We start from the raw sequence: 12478 nt of genomic DNA, 5'->3' as shown, positions 1-12478 counted from the left end.
GGGCGTTCGGGGTGGTCAACGCGGCCTTTCACACCCAGCGGGCGCTGCGGTATGTCACCGGGCTGCTGGGGCATCCGCTGCCGCGTCTGGTGGTGCGCATCGGGATGCACGAGCAGCTCCGCCGGTGGAGTGGCGGACACTACCGGCTGCCCGGCCCGGGGGTGGGGGTCGACGCAGACCCGTCCAACTCGGACGGGGAGGTGCATCTGAGTGGCGGCGCGGGGTTCGTCGCCGACCCCGGCACCGACCTGTATTTCCGTGCGCCCGCACACAACCCCGCCATCGTCTGTCACGAGGTCGGCCACCACGTGTGCAGGCACACCGCGGACTTCCGGCTCAACCGGCTGCGCCCGCCCCGGCAGCAGGCCAACAAGAAGATCGCCCTGGACGAAGGCACCTCCGATGCGATCACTGCGATGCTGCTGGGCACCCCCGACATCTACGGCTGGCACCGCCACAACATCGCGCAGACCGAACAACGACGCCGCAAGCTCGACCCCCGCTGGACGATGGCCCACTTCCGGGGCGGGCCCCACAGCGACCCCCACGCCGACGGCACGATCTGGGCCTCCGCGTGCTGGAGCGCCCGCCAACGCGTCACCGACACCGGCGCCGACCCCACCCGCTTCGACACCCTGCTGCTGCGGGGGCTGGAACTGGCCGGACGCGAGAACCCGGTAGGCCTGATCGATGACGCCGTCCGCGAACGGCGCCACTTCTCCAGGCTCGTGGCCGCCATGGCCCGAGCCGACCCCGCCCTCGCCCCCCACGTCGTGGCCGCCATGGCCGAACACGGCATCCACCTCGGCATCAGCAACAACGACCTCTCCCGAGCCGCCCGCGCACACCCCGGTGGACCGGTGGACGCACCTGAGAAGCGGCTTGCCGACCTCGCCCGAGCCCGGTCACCGACGCTGCATTCGAACTCGCCCGGTCAGCAGTTCGAACACAGGAACGCCGGCGACCGCGGATGCCGCCGAGCAGCGGGCGCTCCGGCAGCGGCGGCAGTTCCGCTCCTACAGCCGCCCCGAACCGGGAAAGCGTGAGATCCGGCAGATGACGGTGGTCGCCGGACTCGAGATTGGGGTTCGAGATTTCGGAGGTAACTCACATGACGACGACCGCGCCATCCAGGAGCGTCGTCCAGTTCGAGACGAGCAGCGAGCGATCGTGGTGGGCTACGGAGATGGAGGCCATCAGGGCCGCGCTGGTCGACCACTACGGAGCCGATGTCGCGGGTGAGGCGCTGACTCCTCCGCGCGATCCCACCGGCTTGCGGACGCGGTTGCGTGAGGTCGCCCCCCAGCTCACCGTGCTCACCGACAGGGTCCGCCGGGCATTCAACGAGGACCAGGTGTGTGCGGTTCTGATCCCGGAACTGGGCCTGGGCGGACTGGAGATCGACGACAAGCGCAAGGGTGTCTTCGCGCTCGCCGTGCTGCTGGGGGACCCGACCGCGAACATCCCGTTCGACAACGTGTTGTGGGACGTCCGGAACCGCGGAGAGGGGTCGTCGGGCCACACGAGCTTCTCGGAAAATGACCGTGAAGCCCAATATCACACCGACAACGGGTCTCTGCCCGTCCCGGAGCATTTCTTCCTGCTGTATTCGGTGCTGGCTGCTCGATGCGGGGGTGGAGTTTCGCTGCTCCGTGACGGTCGAGTCCTCAAGAAGCAGCTCGAGGAGACCCCAGAAGGGAGCGCGGCGGTTCAGCTCCTGACCGAGACGAAGTTGCCGAGGCGCATCCCGCGAGCATTCCGCCCGTACAGCGACGTCAGCCCGGACGGATACCTGTACGCGCCGGTTCTCTCCGACGAACCGATGTGGCGCTGGCGGCAGGGTGGGATTCGCCGTGGAATCGCCGCGCACCCGGAATGCGGAACTCCCGAGATACGCAAGGCGCTCGACACTCTGATCGAGTTGCTCGAGCACGGAGCCGACGAGATCCGGCTGGTCATCCCCACCGACGGACTCCTGATCATCAACAACCACATCGCGTTGCACGGGCGCACCGCGTTCACCGATCCGCAGCGCCATCTCCTGCGTCTGCGCTTCCACGAAGCACCCGCCGGACAGACCGGATAGTCACACCGCAGCTGGTTGAACGTCCCGCTTCCTGACTGCGTCGACAGCACATAGGGACCGAGCAGATCGGCATGCATGAAAGGGCTGGGCCGCTCGCACGAGGGTTCTGAGGCAAGAGGGCGTGACAGCGATGCGTCACGTCCGAGGGAGGGCTGCGCCATGAAGAAGCCGGCCATGATGGAGGACGAATATTCTGAGGAGTACCTCAGACTGGTACAGGATTGGCTGCGGGAATATGTCTCCGCTGCCGATCGGAGAGTTGGGCGGTCCGGCCCTGTGTGCCCGTTCGTTCCTCGTGCGCTCGCTGAGCACGCCGTGGACATCCGCATGCGGTACGACATCGACGGATCGAACGAAGCAGAACTGAACGAGGAGTTGCGAGCCGAGATCCGCGCGTTCGGCGAGGCAGAGCAGCCGCCGCACGGATCCGGAGTACTCCTCGAGAGCAGGTTGATCGTCATGCCCCGCATGGGGCGGCCGGACTGGAGCCGCCTGGATGCGGTGTACGCGCACCTGAAGAACTTCGCTGTGGAATCAGGACTGATGGTCGGGCAATTCCATCCTCTCTGCGACGAGAGAGCGGTTCGGAACGCGGATTTCAGGGTCTCCGCCGCCCCGGTCGCCATGCTCGCAATACGACACATGGCGCCGCACGACATCCTCTTCCTGCATGATTCCGGGCAATGGTTCAAGGAGTACGACATGCGCTTCGGGTCGCACTTCCAGCGTGGCCGGATACGCGACTCGCTCCTGCTCTCGATGTACCGCGAAGCGCGTGAGCGGCATGGCCTTCCGACGTAGTCGCCAGATCAAGGATCCACGGGGGAGAACAGCACCGCTGAATTCCTCCTCGACGCGGGAGAAGGCACGACATGGCTGATGACGAGCCCTCCGACCTCCTGGTCCCCGATGCCTGGGGGGCCCTACCCGAGCGGCTCCGCGATGAGTTGGTCACCCGCCGTGCGGCTTCGACCGGATGGGGCGTCAACCCACAGCAGGAAGCGGAGAGCAGGTGCTGGGAACCGCTCCGGCCGGTGGTGATCGGAGAACACGCCTACAGAGGTCTCGAGTCACTGGCAGCCCGGCTGTTGCGCCTGGCGGTGGACGCGTGCCGTCGCCGTGCCGCGACCCTGGGCGAACTCCACCGAGTCCTTCGGTTTCCCCATCCCGTTCAGCTGATGGATCCTGATCGTCCGCTGGTGACCGGAGAACTCACCCGGTATGCCCGTCCCGATTTCCTGATCGAGCACGGGCGGCCCCGCCTCCTCGAGTTCAACAACAGCACCCGGCTCGGCGGCGCCGTGGTGACGCCCGAACTCGCGGAGGCCTACGCCGAGCTGTGTCCGGAGAGCGGTCTCCGCCCGCCACCCTCCACGGTGACGGCACGTTCCGCGGCGCTGGCCCGGGCGCTCCGAGCCCGGAACGGGCACGGCGGCCCAGGCCGCCTGCTCATGCCCGTGTACCGGGTGAAGGACAAGGCCGGCACGACCCGGCGCTGCGAGACGGTCACGGCGCCCCTCCTGGCCGACCTCCAGCGGACGGGGATCGAGGTGGTGCAGGCTGATCTCTCCGACCTGAGCCTCGACGCCGCTGGTCGGCTGATCGCCGCCGATGTGCCGATCGACGTCGTGTTGCTCGAGTGGGGCGGGATGCGCATCGTGGACGACGGCGACGGACTCGCCGCGCTGCGTACCGCTGACCGGGCCGGGACCGTCGAACTGCTCCCGCGTGCGGAGTCGGCCCTCATCGCCTCGAAGGCGGTCCTGGCCTGGCTCCACGAGGACTGTGACGCGGGCTTGCTCTCCGCAGCCGACCACGCCTTGGTCCGCAGCCACGTTCCCTGGACCGTGGGCCTGAACCTGGACGGAGATCCCGCCGCGGACGAGAAGGTGCTGCGCACGACGACCGGCGAGCGTGACCGACTCGTCGCGAAGCCCGCCGTCGGCAAGTCCGGAGCCGCTGTGGCCTTCGGGAGCCAGACGTCGCCCCAGGACTGGTCGGAGGTGATCCATCGGGCTTTCGACTGGCCGATGGTTCTGCAACGCCGCGTCGAATCCGACCGCATCACGATGCCGTTCCTCGATCAGGAGTCCGGGCGGCAGGTCAGCGCGCAGGTGCCGTTCGTGCTCGGCCCGTACATGATCGACGGCGCGGCGGCGAGCGTCGCGGTGCGCCACATGGGCCCGGCCGTCCCTGCCGGGGACGTGGTGATCAGTGCGAGTCGAGGCGCCTATCAGAGCACCGCTCTGCTCACCCCGGAGCCGCCCGGGCAGGGCCCGCGCGCGACAACGGTGACTCGGGCCGGGGCTGGGACGGCGGCGGCGATGTCGAAGACGTCGGCGGCCACAGCTGGGGTCGGGGCTGCGGAGGCTGGTGCGGCGGCGACGACCAGCCGCTAGCCCTGCCGGGCCGGCAACAGGAGCAGTGGCCCCGCCTCGTGCACACGGAAGCGGGGCCGCTGTCTCGGCGGCTCACCCATCCGGGATCCCGAGCAGGCCTGGTCCGACCGCCGCCGGGTCACGCCCTGTGCCCGTGGGCGAGCGGCCGCTCAGCCCGGTGAGGACTCGCCGGCCCCGTCCGGGCTGCCCGCGAACACGGGCAGAGCCCGCACCACGTCGGGCGGAAGCCCGAGGCCGTCCTCGCTGGCGGGGTTCACCGCGAGCCACATGTCGTCCGAGGGCCAGTTCGCGGCGAGCTGGGCGAGCGGGATGCGGAGCGCGCTGTCGACATCCGCCCCCGCCGAGCGCAGCGCGTCCTCGCTGGTGAAGACGGGAATGTAGCGCTGGCCGTCCTGCTCGATGACGGGCAGCGCGATCGCACCCTCGGGTCGCTCCTCGCCCTCGGACGGCGGAACCTGCGGCAGGAGCGCGATGCTCGTCGCGAGGTCACGCAGAACGGCGGCGGTGTCCGGGTCCGGGCCCGCGCCGGTCTGGTCCGTTGCGGCATCGTCCGGGGTCGACGTCATGACGACTCGTCCTTTCCTCCAGGGCGCTTCGTGCGGTGGCGAGCACTGCCCGACCGCGCGGAGGCACCGGTGGCGTCCTCACGATGCTCCCGGGAGCGACCCGTCGGCATCTTCGGCCCCGCAGCACCAGCGCGGCGTGCCCGCCGTGGCCCCGCCGGGCCAGTCGACCGGCACCGGGCGGGGCAGCGACGTCCACGGGCCGCCCCACAGCCCGTCGAGCTTCCGGTGGGTCGAGTCCGAGGTCCCGCGCGAGGGCGCTCGGGGCCGTGGACCCGCCGGCGTGGGTATGGCCGCCGCATCTGCGCCTGGCGGGCCGAGGTTCCGCGGGCTGACGTGACGCAGAATGCGTCGGCACGGGGCGCATCCCGTCACCGCCGCGCGCCACCGAAGTCCGAGGCCGGCGCGACGTCCGCCTCCTCCCCGGTCGGCGCACGGCCGCTCGAGGCACGCGGGTAGGAGCGCGGATGACGGAGCGACGAGCGGGAGAGGACCCGGCGCAGCGGCAGGTCGTCGCCGGCCTGGTCGCCGCACCGGGCCTGCCGCTGGAGCTGGCCGAGGATCTCGCAGACCGCCTGCCCGTCGTGATGGCCGCACGGGCACCGCGCGTCCGGTGGGCGTTCGTGGTCCGCCCCGAACCGTTGGTCGGGACGGCGAACATCGACGTCGACCTGGTCCGGCCGGCGCGGGAGCGTCTGCTCGCCGAGGGATGGGAGCTCGCGATCTGCCTGACCGACCTCCCGGTGCGGGTCGGCCGCCGGCCGGTCACCGCCTTCGCTTCGAGAGCCCTCGGCGTCGGCGTGGTCTCGGTGCCCGCGTTCGGCGCGGTCGATCTTGTGGAACGGGTCCTGCAGGCGGTGCTGTACCTCCTCGACGAGCTCGCCCCGGATGCCGCGAGCGGCCCCCGGCAGTCGCCCCCGCCGGGGACGCGCCGACGCTCGTGGCGCCGGCGGCTGCTCGACTCCGCGGTCGGGAGCCGCGACGCCCCGGAACAGGACAGCGTCCGCTTCGTCACCGCGGCCTCCGTCGGGAACATCCGGCTCCTGCTCGGCATGGTCCGGGCGAACCGCCCGTGGCGGTTGATGATCGGCCTCTCGCGCGTCCTGGTCGCGGCAGCGGGCACGGCAGCGTTCGGGCTCTCCTCGGCGTCGTTGTGGTGGATCGGGGACGCCATGAGCTGGCCTCGCCTGCTCGCCCTGGACCTGGTGGCGGCATTGATCATCTGCGTCACGCTGATCGTCGGGCACCGGCTGTGGGAACGGCCGCAGGTCCCCGCGGCCCGCGAACGCGTCACGCTCGTCAACCTCGCGACCGCGCTCACCGTGGCGCTCGGGGTGCTCCCGCTGCTCGCCGCGCTGCTGGTCGTCACGACGCTCTGCGCGAGGGCCGTGCTCCTGCAGCCCGTCCTCGGACAGCAGCTGGGCCACCCGCCCCGGATCGGCGACTACATCGGCATCGCCTCGCTCGTCAGCGCTCTCGCGGTCCTCGGCGGGGCGTTGGGAGCGGCCCTCGAGACCGATGTCACGGTGCGCGAGGCGGCGTACGGCTATCGCGCCGCCGACGGTCGCGCAGGGCATGAGCGCAGGTCCGGCGCGGACGGCCCCTGACACCGCCCGGGGCACCGGTGCCGAGCGGTGGTGCCGTTGCGCCGGCGGGGCGAACGAGGCGTCGAAGGTGGTGCCGCCGGGCCGGTGCCCGGGGCACCGAGGTTCGCAGAATCCGGCTGGGAAGACCCGGTGCCGGAAGGCTGCGAAACCTCGGTGCCGGAGGAGGTGGCACACATGGCGGACGTGTCCGGCTCGGGAGCGACCCTGCGAACCGCGATCCCGGCTCGCCTCGACCGGCTGCCGTGGTCCCGGTTCCACTGGCGGATCGTGGTCGGCCTGGGAGCGGTGTGGATCCTCGACGGCCTCGAGGTCACCATCGTCGGGGCGGTCGCCTCCCGGATGATCGAGCCCGGCAGCGGGATCACGCTGACGGCAGCCGACATCGGGACGGGCGCCGCGCTGTACGTCGCGGGGGCGTGCCTCGGAGCGCTGTTCTTCGGTCAGCTCACCGACCGCCTCGGGCGCAAGAAGCTCTTCATGGTCACCCTGGCCATCTACCTGGTGGCGACCGTGCTGACCGCGTTCGCCTTCGCCCCCTGGTACTTCTTCCTCTGCCGGTTCTTCACCGGGGTCGGCATCGGCGGGGAGTACTCGGCCATCAACTCGGCGATCGACGAGCTCATCCCGGCCCGCAACCGCGGGCAGGTGGACCTCGCGATCAACGGGAGCTTCTGGGTGGGGTCCGGGCTCGGTGCCCTGGCGTCCCTGCTGTTGCTCGACGCGTCGCTGTTCGCGCCGAGCCTCGGCTGGCGGATCGCCTTCGGCCTCGGCTTCGTGATCGGCCTGGGCATCCTCCTGGTCCGCAGACACGTGCCCGAGAGTCCACGCTGGCTGCTACTCCGCGGCCGGGAGGACGAGGCCGAGCGGATCGTCTCGGACATCGAGCGGCAGGTACGGGCGGAGACGGGCGCCGAGCTGCCACCCCCGGCCTACGAGATCACCGTCCGCCGGCGGCAGAACATCCGCTACCGGGAGCTCGTCTCGATCGCCTTCCGGCGCTACCCCAACCGCGCGGTGCTGGGCCTCGCGCTGTTCATCGGGCAGGCGTTCCTCTACAACGCGGTCGTGTTCGACCTCGGGACCCTGCTCAGCAGGGAGTTCGGCGTGAGCTCGTCGGCGGTGCCCGGCTACATGGTCCTGTTCGCGGCGAGCAACTTCCTCGGTCCGCTGCTGCTGGGGCGCCTGTTCGACACGGTCGGCCGGATCCCGATGATCGCGGGGACGTACCTGGGTTCGGCGGCGCTGGTCACCGTCCTCGGGCTCCTGCTGCGCAACGGGTCGCTCACCACGACCTCCTTCATGGCGCTGCTGCTCGCGTCGTTCTTCCTCGCGTCCGCGGGCGCCAGCTCCGCGTACCTCACCGTCAGCGAGGTGTTCCCGCTGGAGATCCGCGGTCTGGCGATCGCGCTGTTCTACGCGGTCGGCACCGCCGTGGGCGGCATCACGGGCCCGCTGCTGTTCGGCAACTTCATCCACAGCGGCAGCCGCGGGCTCATCTCGCTGGGCTTCTTCATCGGCGCGGCGGCGATGGCGCTCGGTGGAGTGGCGGAGCTGGCGCTCGGGGTGCGCGCCGAGGGCAGGTCGCTGGAGAGCATCGCCACCCCGCTCACCGCGGAGGAGGCCGAGGCGGATCCTCGGCAGCAGGGCGCCATCCAGACCGCGCGGGAGCCCGTCCGCGCCACCGAGGAGCAGCACCGGACGGCGCGCGAACGGAACATGCGGATCCTGAGGCGCGCCGCGGAACGGGACGCCCACGAGCGGCACGGGCTGCGCATGCTGCGGCCCGGCCCCGGCTCGGCGTTCTACTCCCCCGGTCAGATCGGCACGGCAGGCACGACGAGCCGATGGTCGGCGGCCTCGGACGAAGCCCTGGACCGGGAGGTCGCCGCGATCGAGGCCGCGCTCGACGGACTGGGAGCCACCCAGACCGGAGCGCTCGCGGGCTACGTCGGCGGGCGCGTCTGGGGTCCCGGCCGGTTCCGCCGCGCGCTCCGGCAGGCCGTGGACGAGGGGCGCGTCCAGCAGCTGTCGCGCGACAGCTACGGCCCGCGGCGAGGCCGGGGACGGGGCAGCACCAGGCGGACCGCCGCCGACCGCTGAGCGCGTGGACGCCCTGCGCCCCGCGGACGCGCGGGCCCGTCAGGGGCGGTCGGAGCGTGACGGTCACGGTGCCGCGGGCCTGGGCCGGGCCGGAGCGAGGGCCCCCACCCCTCCCCCGCCCGCGGTCGGCTGTGCCGGATCACAGAACCGCCGCGCGTCCCGCTCGAGGTCCCACATACGCCGGTACGGCCCGCAGGCCGCGAGGAGCCGGGCGTGCGTGCCGCGCTCGACGACGCGGCCCCCGTCGAGCACGACGATCTCGTCGACGTCCCCGAGCGTCGCGAGCCGGTGGGTGACCAGCAACGTCGTGCGCCCGGCCGTGGCGGCCAACAGCTCGGCGGCCAGCGCGTCGGCCGTGGCGAGGTCGAGGTGCTCGGTGGGTTCGTCGAGCAGCAGCACCGGCCGGTCGGCCAGCAATGCCCTGGCCAGGGCGATGCGCTGGCGCTGGCCGCCGGAGACGCGGGACCCGTGCTCGCCGACGGCCGTCGCGCTGCCGTCCGGCAGGCCGTCGACCCAGTCCAGGAGACGCGCGCCCGCCAGGGCGGCCCGCACCTCGCGCGGGTCGGCCGAGCGCCGGGCGAGCAGCACGTTCTCGCCGATGGTCGTGTCGAAGACGTGTGCGTCCTGCGCGCAGAGTGTGAGCACCCGCCGCACGTCGTCCGCGGCCAGCGTGGTGACGTCGACGCCGTCGAGGGTGACCCGGCCCGCGGCCGGGTCCAGGAACCGCAGCAGCACCGCGACCAGCGTGCTCTTGCCCGAGCCGCTCGGCCCGACGACCGCGACCCGGCGGCCGGGCGTCAGGTCGAGGTCGAGCCCGTCGACGGCCGGGGTCGCCGCGCCGGGCCAGTACGCCCGCAGGCTCTCGACGCGCAGCGTGTGCGGCGGGCCGGGCAGGGCCGCCGGGGTCGGCGGCTCGCGCACCGGCTGCGGCCGGTCGAACACGTCGACCACCCGTTCCGCCGAGCGGCGGACCCGCCGGAGGTCCTGGGGCGCCTGGGCCAGCACCGCCACGACCTCGACCGCCGCCAGCGGGACGAGCACGAGCACGGCGAGGACCACCCCGTCGAGCGCGCCGGAGCGGACGGCGGGTACGCCCAGGGCGAATGCCGCCCACATCGCGGCCCCGGCGGCGAGGGTGGTCAGGCCCGCGGCGAGCCCGGTGGACGTCGCGGCGGCGGCCCGGGCGCGCTGCAGCTCCCGGTCGACCCCGGCGACCCGGTCCAGCCGGCGGCCGGCCGCGCGGCAGGCCAGGAGATCGCGCGCCCCGCCGAGCAGCTCCGCGATCCCGTCGGACAGCTCCCCCCGCAGCGCCGCCACCCCGTGCTCGGCCCGTCGGCCCGCCCGCGCCGCGAGCCACGGCACGGCGACGGCGGCGAGGAGCAGCGCCACGAGCAGCGCGAGGCCGGCACCGGGCAGCAGCCACCACAGCAGCGCGATGGCACCGACCCCGGCCACCGCGGCCGCGGCGCACGGGACGGCGACGCGGAGGAAGAGGTCCTGCTGCGCGTCGACGTCGGCGACGAGCCGGGCCAGCAGGTCCCCCGACCGGTACGCCGGTAGCCCCGCCGGGGCGACCCGTTCCAGGTGCCTCCACACCGCGACCCGCAGCTCCCGCAGCACCTGGAACGCGGCGTCGTGCGAGGCCAGCCGCTCGGCGTACCGGGAACCGGCCCGGACGAGGCTGAAGGCCCGGACCGCGCCGACCGCCACCAGCAGGTACAGGATCGGCGGGTGCTGCGCGGCCCGGGAGAGGAGCCAGGCGGACGTGGCCATCAGCCCGACGCCCGCGGCCGTCGCCACCGCACCGCACAGCGCCGCGAGCGCCAGGCGCCTCAGGGCGGGCCGGCCGAACTCGGCCACCCGCCTCACAGCGGAGCAGTGGCGCGGGAAGCCGGCTGCGGGCCCCCACCCGCCGGGGCACCCCGTCGGGCCCGGCTCCCGCCCGTCCCGGGTGCACCCGGCCGGTGTCGGTTCCTCCTCCGCGGCGGCCCGGCGCTGGTGCCCGCCCGGTTCCGGCACCGGCTCCTCGACCCCGGTCTCCGGGGGCGCGGGTGCCCCGGACGCGGGGCCCAGCCGGACGACCCGGTCGGCCAGGGCGAGCAGCGCCGGCCGATGGGAGACGAGCAGGATCGTCCGCCCGGCACCGACCGCCCGGAGGCCGTCGACGACGGCCTGCTCGGCCGCGGCGTCCAGCCCGCTCGTCGGCTCGTCCAGGACGAGCAGCCGGGCGTCCGGCAACAGGGCCCTGGCCAGGGCCACCCGTTGCCGCTCGCCCGCCGAGAGCCCGGCCCCGCCCTCCCCCAGCGGGGTGTCGACACCCTCCGCGAGCCGATCGACGAAGCCGGCCCCGGCGGCGTCCAGCGCAGCCCGCACCGCGCAGGCCGGAGCCTGCGGCCGGGCCAGCCGCACGTTGTCGGCGATGGTGCCGGCGAACAGCCGCGGTCGCTGAGGCAGGTGGGCGACGTGCGCCCGCCAGGTGTCGGGCTCGAACGCGGCCGCGTCGACCCCACCCACGGTGATCCGGCCGCCGGTGGGCCGGACGACGCCGACGAGCAGCGCGGCCAGGGTCGACTTCCCGCAGCCGGACGGCCCCACGAGCGCGACGGTCTCCCCGGGGTCCAGCTCCAGCGACACGTCGGCGAGCGCGGCCCGGGCCGCGCCCGGGTAGGTGACCGTGACCGCCTCCACCCGCATCGGGTGCACCCGCAGGTCGGGAACCGCGGCCGGGCGATACACAGGCGCCGGGGCCGTCTCCAGCACCTCGAACACCCGCCGGGCCGCCGCGAGGCCCTCGACGCACGCGTGGTGGTGCACGCCCACCTGCCGCAGGGGCCGGTACACCTCCGGCGCGAGGATCAGCACGACCAGGGCGGTGCGCAGGTCGACCGACCCGGCGACCAGACGCAGCCCGACGCCCACGGCGACCAGCGCCACGGACAGCGTCGAGAGCAGCTCCAGCACCAGTGCGGACAGGAACGCCACCCGGAGCGTGCGCAGGGCCGCGCGGGCGTGGTCGTCGGTGACGGCGCGGATCGTGGCGGCCTGGGCGCGGGCCCGGCCGAAGACCTTCAGCGTGGGCAGTCCGGCGACGACGTCGAGGAAGTGCCCGGCGAGCACGGCCAGCGCGCGCCACTGCCGGTCCGCGTGCTGCCGGGTCGCCAACCCCACCAGGACCATGAACACGGGCACCAGCGGCAGGGTCGCCGCGATCGTGACGGCCGCCGGGAGGTCGACGCCGAACACCGTGAGCAGCACGACGACCGGCACCACGACCGCGAGCACGAGCTGCGGGAGGTAGCGGGAGAAGTAGCCGTCGAGGGCGTCGACACCCCGGGTGGCCAGCGCGGTCAGCTCGCCGCGACGCTCGGTGGACAGCCACCCCGGGCCGAGCCGCATCGCCTGGTCGAGCAGCCGGGTGCGCAGCTCCGTCGTGACCGCCGCTCCCGCCCGGTGCCCCGCGACCTCCTGGGCACCGTCGAGCAGCGCGCGGCCGAGCACGACCGCGGCCAGCAGGGCCATCGGCGTCGCCAGTGCGGCGAGGTCGGCGCCGTCGAGGAAGGCGCTCGTGACGGCACCGGCGAGCAGCGTGGCCTGCGCGACGAGCAGTCCGGCGGTGCCCAGTCCCGAGGCGATGCACCACAGCAGATAGGCACGTGCGGCCCCGGCGTGCGCGAGCAGCCGCGGATCCAGCGGGCGCAGGCTCGTTCCGTCACCGGGGGGCAT

The 12478-nt window shown here is 73.3% G+C and carries 8 protein-coding genes; 6 read left to right on the top strand and 2 right to left on the bottom strand.

Annotated elements, in window-relative coordinates; genetic code table 11:
* Positions 1–11: 11 nt before the first annotated feature.
* The 4 genes from WBK50_RS13345 (at position 12) to WBK50_RS13330 (ending at position 4485) form a co-directional block, all read left to right on the top strand.
* Positions 12–1046 (top strand): hypothetical protein, encoded by a 1035-nt coding sequence (locus tag WBK50_RS13345; RefSeq protein WP_341335918.1) that lies wholly within the window; start codon positions 12–14, stop codon positions 1044–1046.
* A 65-nt stretch (positions 1047–1111) separates the two neighbouring features.
* On the top strand, positions 1112–2086 hold the full coding sequence (locus tag WBK50_RS13340) for a TauD/TfdA family dioxygenase (protein WP_341335917.1): 975 nt from the start codon (positions 1112–1114) through the stop codon (positions 2084–2086).
* 159 nt (positions 2087–2245) lie between these two features.
* Positions 2246–2887, top strand: a complete 642-nt coding sequence (locus WBK50_RS13335; RefSeq protein WP_341335916.1) for a DUF6875 domain-containing protein — start codon at positions 2246–2248, stop codon at positions 2885–2887.
* Positions 2888–3285: 398 nt separating this feature from the next.
* The gene (locus WBK50_RS13330) at positions 3286–4485 is read left to right on the top strand and encodes a hypothetical protein (RefSeq protein ID WP_341335915.1); all 1200 of its coding nucleotides are present in this window, start codon (positions 3286–3288) and stop codon (positions 4483–4485) included.
* Positions 4486–4634: 149 nt separating this feature from the next.
* On the opposite strand, the gene WBK50_RS13325 is transcribed toward WBK50_RS13330, so the two are convergent.
* Positions 4635–5051: an SseB family protein gene (locus WBK50_RS13325; protein WP_341335914.1), complete on the bottom strand. Its 417-nt coding sequence runs from the start codon at positions 5049–5051 to the stop codon at positions 4635–4637.
* Positions 5052–5515: 464 nt separating this feature from the next.
* Between WBK50_RS13325 and WBK50_RS13320 the strand changes: the two genes are divergently transcribed.
* Together WBK50_RS13320 and WBK50_RS13315 are read left to right on the top strand one after the other, a co-directional pair.
* On the top strand, positions 5516–6655 hold the full coding sequence (locus tag WBK50_RS13320) for a hypothetical protein (RefSeq protein ID WP_341335913.1): 1140 nt from the start codon (positions 5516–5518) through the stop codon (positions 6653–6655).
* Positions 6656–6829: 174 nt separating this feature from the next.
* Positions 6830–8755, top strand: a complete 1926-nt coding sequence (locus WBK50_RS13315; protein ID WP_341335912.1) for an MFS transporter — start codon at positions 6830–6832, stop codon at positions 8753–8755.
* Positions 8756–8818: 63 nt separating this feature from the next.
* Here WBK50_RS13315 and cydD read toward each other — a convergent pair whose 3' ends face one another.
* The gene (gene cydD, locus WBK50_RS13310) at positions 8819–12478 is read right to left on the bottom strand and encodes a thiol reductant ABC exporter subunit CydD (protein WP_341335911.1); all 3660 of its coding nucleotides are present in this window, start codon (positions 12476–12478) and stop codon (positions 8819–8821) included.

It is taken from the genome of Pseudonocardia sp. T1-2H (assembly GCF_038039215.1).
Classification (GTDB): Bacteria; Actinomycetota; Actinomycetes; order Mycobacteriales; family Pseudonocardiaceae; genus Pseudonocardia.
Note: the sequence above shows the minus strand (reverse complement) of the source record. Positions and strands in the feature narration are given on the sequence as shown.